At 65.8% G+C, this 15,780-nt stretch carries 16 protein-coding genes; all 16 read left to right on the top strand.

Annotation, left to right across the window (positions count from 1 at the left end):
• The first annotated feature begins 15 nt into the window (after window positions 1–15).
• The 16 genes from rpsO to dxr all read left to right on the top strand — a co-directional run bounded on the left by rpsO (window position 16) and on the right by dxr (window position 15,772).
• Entirely contained in the window at window positions 16–294 is a 279-nt protein-coding gene (gene rpsO, locus GDJ97_RS04745) for a 30S ribosomal protein S15 (RefSeq protein WP_152070051.1), read from the top strand.
• Between the two features lie 147 nt (window positions 295–441).
• Window positions 442–2,700: a polyribonucleotide nucleotidyltransferase gene (locus GDJ97_RS04740; RefSeq protein WP_152070050.1), complete on the top strand. Its 2,259-nt coding sequence runs from the start codon at window positions 442–444 to the stop codon at window positions 2,698–2,700.
• 162 nt (window positions 2,701–2,862) lie between these two features.
• On the top strand, window positions 2,863–3,204 hold the full coding sequence (gene rplS / locus GDJ97_RS04735; RefSeq protein ID WP_152070049.1) for a 50S ribosomal protein L19: 342 nt from the start codon (window positions 2,863–2,865) through the stop codon (window positions 3,202–3,204).
• An 80-nt stretch (window positions 3,205–3,284) separates the two neighbouring features.
• The gene (locus GDJ97_RS04730) at window positions 3,285–4,070 is read left to right on the top strand and encodes a ribonuclease HII (protein WP_152070048.1); all 786 of its coding nucleotides are present in this window, start codon (window positions 3,285–3,287) and stop codon (window positions 4,068–4,070) included.
• Between the two features lie 167 nt (window positions 4,071–4,237).
• The gene (locus GDJ97_RS04725) at window positions 4,238–4,771 is read left to right on the top strand and encodes a YraN family protein (RefSeq protein ID WP_226808823.1); all 534 of its coding nucleotides are present in this window, start codon (window positions 4,238–4,240) and stop codon (window positions 4,769–4,771) included.
• A complete protein-coding gene (locus GDJ97_RS04720) occupies window positions 4,768–6,303 on the top strand; it encodes a YifB family Mg chelatase-like AAA ATPase (RefSeq protein ID WP_152070047.1) in 1,536 nt (511 codons plus the stop codon). The genes GDJ97_RS04725 and GDJ97_RS04720 overlap by 4 nt, the downstream gene beginning before the upstream one ends.
• On the top strand, window positions 6,296–7,237 hold the full coding sequence (locus GDJ97_RS04715; protein WP_152070046.1) for a DNA-processing protein DprA: 942 nt from the start codon (window positions 6,296–6,298) through the stop codon (window positions 7,235–7,237). The genes GDJ97_RS04720 and GDJ97_RS04715 overlap by 8 nt, the downstream gene beginning before the upstream one ends.
• A gap of 13 nt (window positions 7,238–7,250) precedes the next feature.
• On the top strand, window positions 7,251–8,600 hold the full coding sequence (gene trmFO, locus GDJ97_RS04710; protein WP_152070045.1) for a methylenetetrahydrofolate--tRNA-(uracil(54)-C(5))-methyltransferase (FADH(2)-oxidizing) TrmFO: 1,350 nt from the start codon (window positions 7,251–7,253) through the stop codon (window positions 8,598–8,600).
• 20 nt (window positions 8,601–8,620) lie between these two features.
• Window positions 8,621–9,577: a tyrosine recombinase XerC gene (locus tag GDJ97_RS04705; RefSeq protein WP_152070044.1), complete on the top strand. Its 957-nt coding sequence runs from the start codon at window positions 8,621–8,623 to the stop codon at window positions 9,575–9,577.
• Window positions 9,578–9,764: 187 nt separating this feature from the next.
• The gene (gene rpsB / locus GDJ97_RS04700) at window positions 9,765–10,538 is read left to right on the top strand and encodes a 30S ribosomal protein S2 (RefSeq protein ID WP_152070043.1); all 774 of its coding nucleotides are present in this window, start codon (window positions 9,765–9,767) and stop codon (window positions 10,536–10,538) included.
• Window positions 10,539–10,646: 108 nt separating this feature from the next.
• Window positions 10,647–11,516 (top strand): translation elongation factor Ts, encoded by an 870-nt coding sequence (tsf, locus tag GDJ97_RS04695; protein ID WP_152070042.1) that lies wholly within the window; start codon window positions 10,647–10,649, stop codon window positions 11,514–11,516.
• Between the two features lie 121 nt (window positions 11,517–11,637).
• On the top strand, window positions 11,638–12,360 hold the full coding sequence (gene pyrH, locus GDJ97_RS04690) for a UMP kinase (protein WP_152070041.1): 723 nt from the start codon (window positions 11,638–11,640) through the stop codon (window positions 12,358–12,360).
• Between the two features lie 3 nt (window positions 12,361–12,363).
• Complete coding sequence (gene frr, locus GDJ97_RS04685; RefSeq protein ID WP_152070040.1) at window positions 12,364–12,894, top strand: ribosome recycling factor; 531 nt, start codon at window positions 12,364–12,366, stop codon at window positions 12,892–12,894.
• 2 nt (window positions 12,895–12,896) lie between these two features.
• Window positions 12,897–13,691 carry an isoprenyl transferase gene (locus tag GDJ97_RS04680; protein ID WP_152070039.1) on the top strand — a complete coding sequence of 265 codons (795 nt, stop codon included), beginning with the start codon at window positions 12,897–12,899 and terminating at the stop codon, window positions 13,689–13,691.
• Between the two features lie 39 nt (window positions 13,692–13,730).
• Complete coding sequence (locus tag GDJ97_RS04675) at window positions 13,731–14,609, top strand: phosphatidate cytidylyltransferase (RefSeq protein WP_306437637.1); 879 nt, start codon at window positions 13,731–13,733, stop codon at window positions 14,607–14,609.
• Complete coding sequence (gene dxr / locus GDJ97_RS04670) at window positions 14,606–15,772, top strand: 1-deoxy-D-xylulose-5-phosphate reductoisomerase (RefSeq protein ID WP_152070038.1); 1,167 nt, start codon at window positions 14,606–14,608, stop codon at window positions 15,770–15,772. Before GDJ97_RS04675 ends, dxr begins: the two co-directional genes overlap by 4 nt.
• Window positions 15,773–15,780 lie beyond the last annotated feature (8 nt).

Here is a 15,780-nt window from a genome sequence, read left to right as displayed (position 1 = left end):
GAGAAAGGTGAAATCATGACGATTTCCAAGGAGCGCAAGGCGGAGCTCACCGCTAAGTTCGGCAAGAACGCCCAGGATACGGGCAACTCCCGCGTGCAGGTGGCCATCCTCACCGACCGCATCAAGGAGCTCACCGAGCACATGAAGTCCCACCAGAAGGACTTCCACACCCGCCGCGGCCTGCTCATGCTCGTCGGTAAGCGTCGTCGTCTCCTCTCCTACATCAAGAAGAACGACATCAACGAGTACCGTGAGCTCATCAAGGAGCTCGGCATCCGCGACAACATCCAGTAACGTCGTACATGCGGGGCGCGGAAACAACCGCGCCCCTTTTCATGTAGGGTCCGGGCGCCGCCCGAACTCACATCGTCCGGACGCGTCCACCGGCTCCGGACACGAAGCAGCCCCCGTGCAATGCGGTGCGGGGAGATGAGAGGAACAATGACCAAAGTAAGCAAGACCTTCGAACTCTTCGGCAAGACCTACACCCTCGAGTCCGGCGAACTCGCCAAGCAGGCCACCGGCGCCGTGATCGTGAAGCAGGGCGACACCACCGCCCTCACGACCGTCGTGGTCTCCAAGGAGCGCAAGAACTACGACTTCTTCCCGCTCACGGTGGATGTGGCCGAGAAGATGTACGCCGTGGGGCGCATCCCCGGCGGTTACCTCAAGCGCGAGGGCCGTCCCTCCGACAAGGCCACCCTCATGGCCCGTATGATCGACCGCCCCATCCGCCCGAGCTTCCCCGATGGCTTCCGCAACGAGGTCCAGATCGTCGCCACCACGCTCGTGTGCGACCCTGAGAACCCGATCGACGTCATCTGCACCATGGGCGCCTCCCTCGCCATGACGCTCGGCGGCGTGCCGTTCGAGGGCCCGCTCGCCTGCGTGCGCATCGCACGCGACACCGAGACCGGCGAGTTCATCGTGAACCCCACCTACGAGGAGCGCGAGGCCTCCGACCTCGACCTCGAGTTGGCCGGTACCGGTGACTTCATCTCCATGGTGGAGGCCGGCGCCAACGAGGTGACCGAGGAGGACATGCTCGCCGCCATGCAGTTCGGCCAGCAGGCCATCGGCGCCTTCTGCCAGGCCCAGCTCGACTTCGTTGCCGAGTGGGAGCAGGTCAACGGCCCGATCGTGCGCCGCGAGTACCCGCTCGATGTGCCCTCCGAGGAGGTCCACGAGCGCGTCTTCGCCCACTACGACGAGATGTCCGCAGCGCTCCGCGACGCCGACAAGCTCTCGCGCCAGGACAAGGTCGCCGAGCTCAAGGACCGCATCAAGGCCGAGTTCACCGAGGACGAGCAGCTCGAGTGGGAGCGCGACATCCCCGTGCAGCTCAAGAAGCTCGAGAAGCAGGCCATGCGTCGCATGGTCGTGGAGACGGGCGAGCGCGTTGACGGCCGAGCCGCGAACGAGATCCGCCCGATCATGGTGAAGCCCGGCTACCTGCCGCTCGTGCATGGCTCCGGCCTCTTCCAGCGCGGTCAGACGCAGGTGCTCTCCGTGCTCTCGCTCGGCATGCTGAACGAGGGCCAGCGCCTGGACACCATCTTCCCCGAGACGTCCAAGCGCTACATGCACCAGTACAACTTCCCTCCCTACTGCACGGGCGAGACCGGCCGCGTGGGCGCGCCCAAGCGCCGCGAGATCGGCCACGGCAACCTCGCCGAGCGCGCGCTGCTGCCCGTTATCCCCGACGAGACCGAGTTCCCCTACGCCATCCGCGTGGTCTCCGACGTGATGGAGTCCAACGGCTCCAGCTCCATGGCCTCCACCTGCGGTAGCTGCCTGGCGCTCATGGACGGCGGCGTGCCCCTCAAGGCTCCCGTCTCCGGCATCGCCATGGGCCTCATTCAGGAGGAGGGCAAGACCGTCGTCCTCTCCGACATCCAGGGTCTCGAGGACTTCCTCGGCGACATGGACTTCAAGGTGACGGGCACCTCCAAGGGCATCACCGCCCTGCAGATGGACAACAAGGCTACCGGCCTCACGTTCGATATCCTGAAGGCCGCCCTCGAGCAGGCCAAGGAGGGCCGCGCTTTCATTCTCGGCAAGATGCTCGAGCAGATCGCCGCGCCGCGCGAGGCCATGCAGCCCACCGCTCCGCGCATCGTGACCACGAGCGTGCCACAGGACAAGATTCGTGAGGTCATCGGCAAGGGCGGCGAGACCATCCGCGGCATCCAGGACGAGACCGGCGCCTCCATCGACATCCAGGAGGACGGCACGATCTTCGTCGGCGGCGTCGGCGATGCCGTCGACCAGGCCATCGAGCGCATCCAGCTCATCGTGAAGGTTCCCGAGGAGGGAGAGGAGTACACCGGCCGCGTGGTCTCCATCCAGCCCTTCGGTGCCTTCGTGAACCTGCTGCCCGGCAAGGACGGCCTCCTGCACATCTCCCGTGTCGCCAAGGGCCGCGTGGAGAAGGTCGAGGACGTGCTGAACATCGGCGACGAGGTCAAGGTCAAGGTCATCGAGGTCGACGACCGCGGCAAGATCAGCCTCGACCGCTTGGATAAGCCCGAGGCGCCGGCGGGTTCCGGCCGCGGCGAGGGCGGCAACGGCGGCCATGAGCGTCGTGAGCGCGGCGATCGCCCGCGTCCGCGCCGTGATCGCGAGGACCGTCCCGAGCGTCGTCCCGGTGACAACGGCGGCGAGCGCCGTCGCCCGCGCCGTCACCACGACGGCGAGTAGGCATCTCACCTGAGACGCTCCTCCTGATGGATATCTCTTGATGGGGAAGCGTCTCGGATTTGGTGCTTGCACGTAGGTAGCTCCTGCGTATAATCGTTTTGTTTGTAAAACCCATGTGTCGGCGTACGCGCGCGGCACCTCTGGCAGAAGTGAGGAAGAAACATGGACTACATCCGCGCAATTGAGCGTCAGCAGATCCGCGAGGACATCCCTCAGGTCCGCGTTGGCGACAACGTCAAGGTGCACTACCGCATCAAGGAGGGTGACCGCGAGCGTATCCAGGTGTTCCAGGGCGACGTCATCCGCATGAGCGGTGCCGGCTCCCGCGAGACCTTCACCGTCCGCAAGCTCAGCTTCGGCATCGGCGTGGAGCGCACGTTCCCCCTGCACAGCCCCAAGATCGCCAAGCTCGAGGTCGTGCGTCACGGTCGCGTTCGTCGCGCTAAGCTCTACTACCTGCGCGACAAGGTGGGCAAGGCCGCCCGCATCCCCGAGAAGCGCTAGGTTCTCGGTACCGTCAGGTATTGCTGCATGTGAGGAGCCGTCCCGTTGGGGCGGCTCCTCTTTTTCGAGAAGGTGGGGAGATGACCCTGGATTCCTCAAAAGCAACGGCGCGCGCCATTGCCGAGGCGCTCGCGAGCGCTCCGTTCGAGCAGGTGGTTGATCTGGCTCGGCAATACGCCGGAGACCCCCGCAAGCAGGTACAGGCATCCTGCGAGCGAGCGCTCAGGCGGCATGCCCGCGAGACCGCGGAGCGCGAGCGCGTGCGCGCCATGTACGAGCTGATGGACGAGCTCGGCGGTCCCGGCGTGGTCGTGGGCGTCGACGAGGTCGGTCGCGGCTCGATCGCCGGCCCCCTCACGGTGTGCGCGGTCCAGCTTCCCGCTGAGCCCGTCGTGTGGGGCGTGAACGATTCCAAACAGCTCACGCCCGCGCGGCGCGAGGAGCTCGCGGAGCGTATCGCGGAGGTTGCCCTGGGCATCGGCATCTGCCATATCCCACCTGAGCGCATCGACGAGGTGGGGATGGCGCACGCCCTGCGTGAAGCGGTGGCGGGCGCCGTCTCCGACCTGGGCCTCCAGCCCGATCGCGTGCTCATGGATGGGAACCCCCTGGGTGCTGTGCCCAACGAGGTCGACGTCGTCCATGGTGACGCGAAGGTCGCCTGCATCGCGGCCGCGAGCATCGTCGCCAAGGTGACCCGAGACCACCTCATGGTCTCGCTCGATGCCGCGTATCCCGGCTACCACCTGGCCGAATGCAAGGGATATGGCTCGCCCGAGCACATCGCAGCGATTCGTGCGCACGGGCTGACCCCCATCCACCGCGTGAGCTTCTGTGGAAACTTCCTAGAGGATTCGTGTAGGTGACGGCGACCGCCGGGTCGTGGAGGCGCACGAAGCTGTCCGCTGACCTGCGCATATCAGATGTCTCGGAATCCCCGTCGAATCTAGTTCAGCGATTTGCAAGTTCAAGCGGAATCTAGTTCAGATTGCCGGGTGGACACTCTCCCCACCACCGAGTGAAGGGAGCGCCCATGAAGTTCGTCACGAGCAGTACCGAGCTGTACTTCGTCCAGAAGATGGTTGAGAGCGAGGGGGAGGAGGCCGCGGAGCGGGAACCGGAGCTGCAAGGTCAGCCGGAACAGGGGACCGCTCCGGCCGATGCCGAGCCATCCGTTGAGGAGCTGACTACCAAGGAGCTCGGCGACCTGGGCGAGCAGATCGCGGTCGCGCACCTCGAGAGCATCGGGTACGAGATCGTCGAGCGCAACTATCGCTGTCCCGAGGGCGAGGCCGATATCGTCGCCTACGACCCGGCCGCTGAGTGCATCGTGATGGTCGAGGTCAAGACGAGGCGACGCGAGCGCTTTGACGATGGCGTCTACCCTGAAGAGGCGGTGAACAAGAAGAAGCGCCGCCGCTACCGCCGTATCGCCGCGTGCTACGTCATGCAGAACTTCCCGCTCCCGAGCGTCCGCTTCGATGTCATCGCCGTTACGGTCCTGCCAAAGCGCTTGAGCCGCGTGCACCATATCGTGGGCGCCTTCGATTGGGAAGCCGGCATATGAGCGCGGCGTCGGACACAACGTTCGCGGTGCATGCCGCCTGCATCAGGGGCGTCGAGGCCGTGCCCGTCACGGTCGAGGTGTCGATGACGGGCAGCATTCCTGGTATCTGCATCGTCGGGCTCGGCGATACCGCGGTCATGGATGCGCGCGTCCGCATCCGCTCCGCGCTCCATGCCGGTGGGTACGAGATGCCGCGAAGGAACATCACGGTCAACCTGGCGCCTGGGGATATGCGCAAGACGGGCACGGGCTTCGACCTGCCCATCATGGTCGCGATTCTCGCCATATCGGGGCAGATTCCCAAGGCCGGACTCGACCAGTGCCTGTTCAACGGCGAGCTCGCGCTCGACGGCGGCGTCCTGCCCATGCGCGCGGAGGTGCCCTACGCCCTGCTCGCCCGCGAGGAGGGGCTCACCCTCGTGGGCGGGTTCTCGAGCGATCATGTTGAGCTCGAGGGCGTAACGGCCACCTTCCTCGAACACGTGGGGGATCTGCGCCGCGGGGCGGGTGAGTCGTTACGGGCGTTTACGAACCATGCCTCCGCGCTAACCGACGGGCACTCCCATGATTCGCTCGACTTCGCCGACGTGATCGGGCAGGAGGTGGCGAAGCGGGCCCTGGCCATCGCGGCGACGGGCGGACTCGGCATGCTCATGGTCGGTTCCCCGGGAGCGGGGAAGACCATGCTCGCGCGTCGCATGACCACCATCTTGCCGCCCATCGGCGAGAGCGAGCGGCAGGAGGCGCTGCGCATCCATTCCGTGATGGAGGGTGATGTCTCCCGGCTTCTGCAAGGGGAGCGGCCGTTCCGGAGCCCGCACCACAGCATCTCGACAGCGGGTCTGGTGGGCGGCGGGCGCCCGGTGCATCCCGGAGAGATCAGTCTGGCACACGGGGGCGTTCTCTTCTTGGATGAGCTCGCCGAGTTCCCTTCCACCGTGCTCCAGTCGCTCAGGCAGCCGATGGAGCGGGGAAGCGTGCGTATTGTCCGGGCCGAGGGGGCCTACACCTTTCCCGCCCGGTTCCAACTGCTTGCGGCGAGTAACCCGTGTCCCTGCGGGTATCTGGGCGATCGCGAGGTTGCGTGCACCTGCCCGCCCTACGCCGTCGAGCGCTACCAGGCAAAGCTTGGCGGGCCCCTTGCGGACCGCATCGACCTGATGCTCGACATCCAACGACCGGATCCCAAACTCATCGTGGAAGGGGAGCGCGGGCTCTCATCGAAGGACCTTGCGACCATCGTCAAGGGTGGGAGAGAGTTCGCGGCCCAGCGTAGAAGGCGTCGGGTCGACAGTGGGAGAGGCCAGTGCGCGGGTAAGGGCATCGAGGGCGCGATCGCGCCGTTTGAGCTCGATGCGCGGGCACGCTGCTCGCTGCTGGAGATCGCCCGTCGGGTCCACCTGACCGGGCGCGGCATCGTCCGCCTGTGCCGGGTGGCGCGCACCATCGCGGATATCGAGGAATCTAAGGAGGTCGCGTGCGAGCACGTGCTCGAAGCCTCCATGTACCAGGGAAGGTCCTCTCATGCCTGATAACTCGAGCCGGTTTGAGCTTACCCTCGATGACGAGCGCTTTCCCGACGGCGTGCGTGAGCTGGAAGACGCTCCCGAGCGCCTCTACGCCTGGGGGAACCTCGATGTCTTGAACGCGCCTGCGTTGGCCGTGATCGGTGCGCGCTCGGCCACGCCCTACGGGATCGCCGTTGCCGAGATCGCCGGGCGTGTGGCGGCGCAGTCGAGCGTGGCCGTGGTATCGGGCGGTGCCCGCGGTTGCGATGCGGCTGCGGGCACCGCCGCGCTCGACGCGGGAGGCGTTCACATCGCCGTGCTCGGCTGCGGGGCGGACGTGGTCTACCCGCGCTCATCGGCGACGCTGCTCGCGCGAACCATCGAGGCCGGAGGGCTCATCCTCTCGCTCGACCCTTGGGGCTCGCCGCCACGCAAATGGGCATTTCCCAGGCGGAACCGGGTGATCGCCGCGCTCTCGAGCGCCGTGATGATCACCGAGGCGGGGCTTCCCTCGGGCACGTTCAGCACGGCCGAGACGGCCATGGACCTCGGTCGCGAGCTGCTCGCGGTCCCGGGATCGATCCTCTCGCCGCAGTCGCGCGGAAGCAACCACCTCATTGGGCTCGGCGCCACCTGCATCGCCGATGAGGAAGATCTGGAGATGGCCATCTCGCGCATCTACGGCACGTTGCGATTCTCGAGGCCGCGGGTAGACGGAGTCCCGGACCTCGACGATCGTGCGGAGTGCGTGGTCGAGGCACTTATCGCGAGTCCCATGCGGGCCGATGAGCTCGCGCGCATGCTTGAGATGGACGCGCGGGCATGCCTCACCTTCCTCTCGGATCTTATGGTTCGAGGGCTGATCGAACGACTTCTTGACGGACGTTTTGCGCCGACGAAAATCGCGCTCCTCGCACGCACGCCGTTCGGGCACAATGCTGGAGGTAAATTACGCTGAGAGGGGTTCGTATATGGAGTCTGTCGTGATCGACGTCATCGGGGGCGGCCTTGCCGGCTGCGAGTGCGCCTGCCAGCTCGCCGACCGTGGCGTGCGCGTCCGCCTGCACGAGATGCGCCCTGACACGCTTTCGCCCGCGCACCATACCGGCAACCTCGCCGAGCTCGTGTGCTCGAACTCCTTCAAGTCCACGCGCCCCGACTCCGCGGCGGGCCTTCTTAAGCTCGAGCTCGCGATGATGGGCTCGGTCCTCCTCGATTGCGCCCGGCGCTCCGCGGTGCCCGCGGGCGGTGCGCTCGCGGTCGACCGCCATCGGTTCTCCGAGCTCGTGGAGCGGGAGGTTGCCGCGCGGCCTGCGATCGAGGTCGTACGCCATGAGGTTACCGAGCTGCCGGACGGCCCCTGCGTCATCGCTGCGGGTCCCTTGTGCGCACCGGCCCTCTCCGCGCAGATCCAGCGGCTCGTCGGCGGCGACGCCCTCTCGTTCTTCGACGCCGCCGCCCCCATCGTCGACGCTTCGACCCTCGACATGGACGTCCTCTTCACGCAGTCGCGCTACGGGGAGGAGGGCACGGGTGACTACCTCAACGCGCCCTTCACCAAGGAGGAATACGAGGCGTTCATCGAGGCGCTCACCTCGGCGGAGCGCGTGGTCCTGAAGGACTTCGAGCGCCGCGAGCTCTTCCAGGCCTGTCAGCCCGCCGAGGAGGTCGCGCGCACCGGCACGGACGCAATCCGCTTCGGTGCGATGAAGCCCGTGGGACTCACGGATCCTCGGACCGGCAGGAGGCCCTGGGCCGCGGTCCAGCTGCGCACCGAGAACGCCGAGCATACGGCCTATAACCTCGTCGGCTTCCAGACCAACCTCACCTTCGGAGAGCAGCGCCGCGTCTTTCGCATGATTCCCGGCTTGGAGAACGCGGAGTTCTTCCGCTACGGCGTCATGCACCGGAATACCTTCGTCGATGCCCCGCACGTACTCGATGCCACCTTCGCCGTCCCCGGGACGCGCGTCCGCCTTGCGGGGCAGATCACCGGCACCGAAGGCTACCTGGAAGCGGTGGCGTCCGGACTCCTCGCCGCGCTCAACACGGCCGCTGAGCTCGCCGGAGTGCCCGCCGTGCAGCTCCCGCGCACGGGTGCCCTCGGCTCGCTCGTCGCCTACGCCACGGATCCGGCAACGGAGTCCTACCAGCCCATGCACGTGAACTTCGGCATCGTGCCGTCCCTCGAAGACGGAAAGCGCCGTTCCAAGCGCGACCGCTACGCCGCCTATGCCGCGCGGGCGGAGGCGGACCTTGCCGCGTACCTCGCCACGCGCTCCGATTTGTTCGATCAAAACCATCCCTCGATCCGGCTGTAAGAGGGGGGGCGGGCTTACCTTTGGACGACTGCTCACCCAACGCGAGGGCCGATCAAACCCTGCAGCCGCTCGACGCCGTCGACGACTTCGTGGCCTACGTCGCCGGCGTCTCGGGCCTCTCGCCCAACACGGTGCGCGCGTACGGTCAGCACCTCGAGGCCTACGTGCGCTGGACGGACCGAGTCCAGGTTGACGCGCTCCACCCCGACGTGCGCGAGCTGAGGCGCTACTTGGGGGAGCTTCGCCAGGCCCGCTACGCGCCGCGAACCATCGCGGCCCACCTCTCCGCCATCCGGACGTTCTTTCGCTGGCTCGTACTCGAGGGCGTCTCGGACGAGGATCCGGCCTCGGCGCTCATCACCCCGAAGACGCCGCACGACCTCCCGCGCACGCTCGCGGCCCGTCAGATAGACGACTTGCTTGCAGCGCCGGACGCGACTACCCCGGAGGGGCTGCGAGATGCCTGCATGCTCGAGCTCTTCTACGCGACGGGCGCGCGCATCTCGGAGCTTTCAGGGCTCGACATCGCCTCCCTCGACTTCCCCGGCCGGACGGTGCGACTCTTCGGCAAGGGTTCGAAGGAGCGCATCGTCCCCGTGTACCGGCGCGCCCTCAATGCCGTGGAAGCATATCTCGACGAGGGCAGGCCCGCGCTCCTGGAGATGTCCGGACGCCACGAGCGCGACGCCGAGCGCAGGCCCCTTTTCATCTCGAAGCGCGGAAACCGTATGGACGCCGCTGCGCTCAGGTATCGCTTCCGCAAACTGGCCCTCGTTGCGGGCATCCCCGCCGATATCACCCCGCATGCCATGCGGCACACCTTCGCGACGGATATGCTCGCCGGGGGCGCCGACCTTCGCGTGGTGCAGGAGCTGCTCGGCCATGCGAGTCTCTCCACCACGCAGCTCTACACCCATCTCACCCCCGACCGCCTGAAATCTGCGGTACAGCAGGCGCACCCGAGGGCGGATGGATAAATTGCGAGCCTCGCGGCCGCGTTGCGCACCGGTAACGTAGCTGCTATCATATCGGCCGTTGTGCACAAGCACAGCATCCATCACGCACGCGCGACTACTCGTGGCGCTGTGGTGCCCGGGCCTGGTAGCTAAGCCCGGGTGGCACTCGAGGCTGACCTCGCGCGGAGGCAAACCACAGGAGGTAAACATGGCTACCAAGATCAATATCCGCACGCTGCTCGAGGCTGGCTGCCACTTCGGTCACCAGACCCGTCGCTGGAACCCCAAGATGAAGCCGTTCATCTTCGGTGAGCGCAACGGCATCTACATCCTCGACCTCAAGCAGACCATCATGGAGGCCGACCGCGCCTACAGCTTCCTCAAGGGCGTTACCGCCAAGGGCGGCAAGGTACTCTTCGTTGGCACCAAGAAGCAGGCTCAGGAGGCCGTGAAGTCCGCCGCCGAGCGCGCCGGCATGCCCTACATCAACCAGCGCTGGCTGGGCGGCATGCTCACCAACTTCGTGACCATCCGCTCCCGCATCAACCGCATGGAGGAGCTCGAGGGCATGGTCGCCGACGGTTCCATGGCGCTGCGCGTCAAGAAGGAGCAGGCCGTTCTTGGCAAGGAGCTCGCCAAGCTGCAGACCAACCTCGGTGGCGCCCGCGATCTCAAGGCCCTGCCTCAGGCGCTCTTCGTCATCGACACCAACCGCGAGGAGAACGCCATCAAGGAGGCCCAGCGCCTCGGCATCCCCGTGGTCGCGCTGATCGACACCAACTCCGATCCCGACAACGTGGAGTACGGCGTGCCCTGCAACGACGATGCCATCTCCGCTATCTCCCTCATGTGCGACCTGTTCGCCGACGCCTGCCTCGCCGGTTCCGGCAAGGAGCAGATCTCAGAGTCCGAGATGGCCGCTCCCGTCGCTGAGGCCGCTCCCGCCGAGGCCGAGGCTGTCGAGGCTCCCGCTGCCGAGTAGCGCCCGTTCGCATACCCTAGGTTCGTGCGCGGTTCCGGCACCCGCCGGAGGTTCCGGTGAGGTCGGAACCGCGTTTTTTCCGTTTCTTACCAAAAGAAAGGATTTAACATGGCCCAGATTACCGCCGCTATGGTCAAGGAGCTCCGCGAGATGACCGGCTCCGGCATGATGGAGTGCAAGAAGGCGCTCGTCGAGGCCGAGGGCGACATGGACGCCGCCGTCGACATCATGCGCAAGAAGGGTCTGGCCGCCGCCGCCAAGAAGGCCGGCCGTGCCACCAACGAGGGGGCTGTGAACGCCTTCGTGTCCGAGGACGCCAAGACCGGCGCGCTCGTCGAGGTCTCCTGCGAGACCGACTTCGTGGCCTCCAACCCCAAGTTCACCGGCTTCATTGCCGACGTTGCCAAGGTGGCCGCCGAGGCCAAGCCCGCGACCGTCGAGGAGCTGCTCGCCGCCAAGATGGGTGAGGAGACCGTTGAGGCCGAGTTGACCGAGCTCATCCACGTTATGGGTGAGAATATGAAGATCGCCCGCTTCACCGTCCGCTCCACCGAGGCCGGCGCGCTTTCCAGCTACATCCACATGGGCGGCAAGATCGGCGTCCTCGCCGAGTTCGGCTTCGAGAAGGCCGAGACCGCCGAGGCCGAGGCCTTCAAGACCTTCGCCCACGACGTCGCCCTCCAGATCGCCGCGGCCGCTCCCATCTGCGCCGTGCGCGAGGACGTGCCCGCCGACGTGGTGGCCCACGAGAAGGAGATCTACATGGCCCAGGCTGCCGAGTCCGGCAAGCCCGAGGCCATCCAGGAGAAGATGGCCATCGGCCGCCTGGAGAAGTTCTACAAGGGTTCCGTCCTCACCGAGCAGGAGTTCATCAAGGATTCCAGCATGACCATCAAGGCCTACGCCCAGAAGGTCTCCAAGGAGCTCGGCGACACCATCGTCGTCAAGGGTTTCGACCGTCTGACCCGCGGCGAGTAGCCACAACGAGCAGATGCCTTACGAGCAGGCTGTGGGTATCCACCCCCCGGCCTGCTTTTTCATGGGTGCCCAGGGCAACCCTGATACAATAGATGAAATGCCTACTGAAGGAGGACCCGCGTTGTCTGACTACCGATACGAGCGCGTGCTGCTCAAGCTATCCGGCGAGGCCCTGATGGGAGACGGCGGTTACGGTATCGATCCAAGCGTGACCGAGCGGCTCGCCCGCCAGATCAAGGAGCTGCACGATGACGGGGTCGAGGTCGGCATCGTCGTCGGCGGGGGCAACATCTTCCGCGGCCTCGCCGGGTCCGCCAAGGGCATGGACCGCGCCCAGGCCGATTACATGGGTATGCTCGCCACGGTCATGAACGCGCTTGCGCTGCAGGATGCCTTCGAACAGCAGGGTTGCTCCTGCCGCGTCATGAGCGCCATCGCCATGAACGAGGTCTGCGAGCCCTACATCCGTCGGCGCGCGATGAACCATCTCTCCAAGGGCGATATCGTCATCTTCGCCGCCGGTTCCGGCAACCCGTACTTCACCACGGATACCGCCGCTGCGCTCCGCGCCTGCGAGATCGGTGCCGACTGCCTGCTCAAGGCCACCAAGGTCGACGGCATCTACGATATGGACCCCGTGGCCAACGACGACGCCACGCGCTTCGAGTCCATCAGCTACCATGAGGTACTCGTCCGCGGCCTCCAGGTCATGGACTCCACGGCCACAGCGCTCTGCCAGGACAACCACATGCCCATCATCGTCCTCAACATCGACGGGGACGACAACATCAAGAAGGCTTTGACCGGCGAACCCGTCGGTACCGTCGTCTATCAGGAGGATTAGACCATGGACATCACCCAGAACATGGACAAGACGCTCGAGTCCCTGAAGCACAACTTCGCCAAAGTCCGCACCGGTCGCGCCAACGCCAACGTGCTGAACGACATCACGGTGGATTACTACGGTGTCGCCACGCCCATCACGCAGGTTGCCGCCATCAAGACCCCCGAGGCTCATCTGCTTGTCATCGAGCCGTGGGACAAGGCGCTCGTGAACGCCATCATGAAGGCTGTTTCCGCGAGCGATCTGGGCATCACCCCCAACTCCGACGGCATTGTGGTGCGCCTGCCGTTCCCGGCGCCCACCGAGGAGCGTCGTCGCGGTCTCGTCAAGGAGTGCCGCGAGCTGGCCGAGCAGGCTAAGGTCGGCATCCGCAACATCCGTCGCGAGGCCAACGGCAAGCTCGAGCGCGATGAGGAGCTTACCGAGGACGAGATCCGCCGCGAGCAGGCCAAGGTCCAGAAGCACACCGACGACTACGTCAAGAAGGTTGATGAGATGCTGCAGGTCAAAGAAGCAGAGGTCATGGAGATCTAGCCTTGGAGTTCGATGAGACCAAGCTGCGCGACCATTTCGCCGAGCCGCCCTCAGACATCTCGCTCGCCGACATAGACCTCGCCCGTATCCCCCGGCATATCTCGTGCATCATGGATGGCAACGGTCGCTGGGCCACCTCGCGCGGGCTCGCCCGCACCGAGGGCCACAAGGCGGGGATCGTGTCGCTTCGCGAGATCATCACCACCGCGGTTCGGCTGGGTGTCGACGTGCTCTCCGCCTACGCCTTCTCCACGGAGAACTGGAATCGGCCGCAATACGAGGTCGATACGCTCATGTACCTCTTCGCCAAGACGTTCATCGACGAGCTGCCGCTGCTTCATCGCGAGAACGCGCGCGTCGAGTTCCTGGGCGATATCTCCGCCTTGCCCACGCGCACGAGGGACGTCTTCGCACGGGGCCTCGAAGAGTGCGCCGACCATACCGGCATGGTACTCGCGCTCGCGGTGAACTACGGCGCGCGCGCCGAGATCGCCCGTGCGGCGCGGCTCCTCGCCCAGGAGGTCGCCGCCGGCTCCCTCGCTCCCGAGGATATCGACGAGCGGGCGTTTGCAGGCAAGCTCTACACGGCCGACCTACCCGATCCTGAGCTGGTCGTGCGCACCTCGGGGGAGATGCGCGTCTCCAACTACCTGCTCTGGCAGGTCGCCTATTCCGAGTTCTACGTCACCGACACGTATTGGCCGGACTTCGACCGCTGGGGACTGCTGCGCGCCATCCGTGCCTTCCAAAATCGCGATCGTCGCTTTGGCGGACTCTCCCAGTCCGCCAAAGCCTAACGCTCATCGCTCGAGCGAGCACATCAAGAGGAGTACATCTTGGAACAAAACGGGTCTGAGGACACGAAGGCGAACGCCGGAGCTCCCACCGAGCAGAAGGCGCGCAAGTCGCTGAGTGGCCTTGCGGTTCGCACCGCGTATGGGCTTGGATACGCCGCGATCTTCATCGGCTGCCTCGCACTCGGCCGCTATACCACGGCTATCTGGGTCGCGATCATGAGCGTGCTCTGCTGCTTTGAGTTCTACCGTATGATGCGCCGCGATGGCAAGGTTCCCAACGAGCAGCTGGGCCTCGTGGCCGCCGCCCTGTTCCCGATCTCCGCGCTCCTTCGCGGCGAGGTGGAGATCGGCGTGATGTTCTTGCTCATGCTCGCCGTTGGCCTGTGGTATGTCTGGTCTCCCCGCACGCGCCTCGCCGATGTGGCGGTCACGTTCTTTGGGCCGGTCTACACGGGCTTCATGCTCTCCGCCATCGTGTTGACCCGCGTTTCGATGGAGGGCTTTCCCGGCGCGCTCCTCTCCGTGGGCGTCTGCGCCTCGCTGTGGGTGAGCGACTCCTTTGCCTATCTTGTTGGCAGCCGCTTCGGCAAGCACAAGATGGCCCCGAAGATCAGCCCGCATAAGAGCTGGGAGGGCTTTGTCGGCGGCATCGTCGGCTCCGCCCTCATCTGGCTCATCCTCTACGCGACGCATCTGTACGCCGGGCTTTCCCTGCCGATCGCGTTCGTCTGCTCCGTCATCGTCTCCATCATGGGCGTTTTCGGCGACCTCATCGAGAGCCGCATCAAGCGCGGGGTGGGCGTGAAGGACTCCGGCAACCTCATGCCCGGTCACGGCGGTATGCTCGACCGCTCCGATTCGCTCATCTTCGGCTGCCTGACCGCGCATCTGCTCCTCGTCTTGGGAGGGATCCTATGACCGCTGCTCGCAAGCGTATCGCCATTCTCGGCTGCACCGGCTCTATCGGGCGCCAAGCGCTCGACGTGTGCCGTCAACACGCCGAGCGCCTGGAGGTCGTGGCCCTCTCCGCCCATGCCGGCACCGATGCGCTCGTTGCCGCTGCCCGCGAGTTCGGAGCAGTGCGGGCCTGCGTGACGGATGCGGCCCATGCGAACGATCCAATCCTCGATGAGCTCCCCGACGGCTGTCATCGCTTCCAGGGCATGGACGGTGCCATCGAGATGTGCCTTGCCGACGACGTCGATATCGTGCTCGTCTCCGTGGTGGGCGCTGCCGGACTCAGGGCCACCTTCGAGCTGGCCCGCGCCGGCAAGGTGATCGCGCTCGCCAACAAGGAATCCCTGGTGGTGGGCGGCGAGCTCATCATGCCGATCGTCGGTACCGACCAGCTGCTTCCGGTGGACTCCGAGCACGCCGCCATCTTCCAGTGCTATCGCGGCGAGGATCCCAAGGAGGCCCACTGCATCTGGCTCACCTGCTCCGGTGGCCCCTTCTACGGCTCCTCGCGCGGCGGCCTCGCCGGCGTCACCCCCGAGCGCGCGCTGGCACACCCCACCTGGCATATGGGACCCAAGATCACCATCGACTGCGCCACCCTCATGAACAAGGGGCTCGAGCGCATCGAGGCCATGCATCTCTTTCATGTGGGCATCGACGATGTGCGCGTGCTCATCCAGCGCCAGTCCAAGATCCATTCGATGGTCGAGTACGCCGACGGTTCGGTCATCGCCCATCTGGGCGCTTCGGACATGCGGATTCCCATCCAGTACGCGTTCAGCTATCCCGAGCGCTGGGAGACGCCCGCGCCCCGCGTGGACTTCCGCACGCTCGGTGCCCTCGATTTCGGCGCCCCGGATATGGAGACCTTCCGTTGTCTCAAGCTGGCCGAGGACGCTGCCCGGGCAGGGGGAACCATGCCCTGTGTGCTGAACGCGGCCAACGAGATCGCCGTTGCGTCGTTCCTCGCCGGGAACCTGCCGTTCACCGGCATCGATGAGGTAATCGACGCCTGCATGGACGCCCACACGGTCGAGGTCGTTCAGTCGCTTCAGCAGCTACTCGATATCGACGCCCAAACGCGCGTCCGCGCACGTGAGCTTGTGCGAGCGCGCCTTCGGTAGAAACGGGG

The sequence above is a fragment of the Collinsella sp. AK_207A genome, from assembly GCF_902501965.1.
Lineage (GTDB): Bacteria > Actinomycetota > Coriobacteriia > Coriobacteriales > Coriobacteriaceae > Collinsella.
This window is presented reverse-complemented; position numbering and strand designations above follow the sequence as displayed.

Bases quoted from the DNA above. Each gene is read 5' to 3' on its own strand.
- dxr (WP_152070038.1), top strand. From the start codon at position 14,606: ATGACCGCTGCTCGCAAGCGTATCGCCATTCTCGGCTGCACCGGCTCT.
- rplS (WP_152070049.1), top strand. From the start codon at position 2,863: ATGGACTACATCCGCGCAATTGAGCGTCAGCAGATCCGCGAGGACATC.
- trmFO (WP_152070045.1), top strand. From the start codon at position 7,251: ATGGAGTCTGTCGTGATCGACGTCATCGGGGGCGGCCTTGCCGGCTGC.
- tsf (WP_152070042.1), top strand. From the start codon at position 10,647: ATGGCCCAGATTACCGCCGCTATGGTCAAGGAGCTCCGCGAGATGACC.
- GDJ97_RS04740 (WP_152070050.1), top strand. From the start codon at position 442: ATGACCAAAGTAAGCAAGACCTTCGAACTCTTCGGCAAGACCTACACC.
- GDJ97_RS04715 (WP_152070046.1), top strand. From the start codon at position 6,296: ATGCCTGATAACTCGAGCCGGTTTGAGCTTACCCTCGATGACGAGCGC.
- rpsB (WP_152070043.1), top strand. From the start codon at position 9,765: ATGGCTACCAAGATCAATATCCGCACGCTGCTCGAGGCTGGCTGCCAC.
- GDJ97_RS04730 (WP_152070048.1), top strand. From the start codon at position 3,285: ATGACCCTGGATTCCTCAAAAGCAACGGCGCGCGCCATTGCCGAGGCG.
- rpsO (WP_152070051.1), top strand. From the start codon at position 16: ATGACGATTTCCAAGGAGCGCAAGGCGGAGCTCACCGCTAAGTTCGGC.
- frr (WP_152070040.1), top strand. From the start codon at position 12,364: ATGGACATCACCCAGAACATGGACAAGACGCTCGAGTCCCTGAAGCAC.
- GDJ97_RS04720 (WP_152070047.1), top strand. From the start codon at position 4,768: ATGAGCGCGGCGTCGGACACAACGTTCGCGGTGCATGCCGCCTGCATC.
- GDJ97_RS04725 (WP_226808823.1), top strand. From the start codon at position 4,238: ATGAAGTTCGTCACGAGCAGTACCGAGCTGTACTTCGTCCAGAAGATG.